1 protein-coding gene is annotated in these 497 nt (G+C 43.9%); it reads right to left on the bottom strand.

The annotated features are described in order from the left end of the window. The coding region (locus tag HC175_RS17700; RefSeq protein WP_235942668.1) for a DUF1028 domain-containing protein at positions 1-276 on the bottom strand (276 nt) is incomplete at its 3' end. Between the last annotated feature and the right edge of the window lie 221 nt (positions 277-497).

Consider the following 497-nt stretch of genomic DNA (forward strand, 5'->3'; position numbering starts at 1 on the left):
TAAAAAAGCCACCTGCCTGTAGGCCTGCCCCTCGTCCTGTGCCAGTAATTGCTGCAGCGCTTCTTCAGGAGATTTACCTTCAGCCATTAATTCGAGTCCGTTGGGACCGTAGGCGGGATTAACAAAAGACTGGGTGGCAACCACACCAACCCCGGCTTTTCCCCAGGAAACACTTGTACCTACAGCAAACCAATGGCTTTGTACTCCAACAGCCATTTCGCCGGTTTTCGCATCCCGTGCAACTATGGAGTAGGTGTGCGCAAAGGGATCTTTCATGATCTCATGATTTTGTGCAGAAAGCTTTTGACCTAAGGGCAAACAGCAAAGTAAGGCAAGAAATATTCGCATTTTTAACTGGTATTAATGTCTTTAAAAGTAAGAAATAAAATAATACCTCAAATCTCGTCTATTTTAGAACAAAAAAATGAGGTTTACGGCCTTAAAACCGGCAGGAAGTTTTTAAATTTGCGTTCTCAATTGGCCTCGTAGTTCAATGG

Source organism: Salinimicrobium oceani (genome assembly GCF_012037645.1).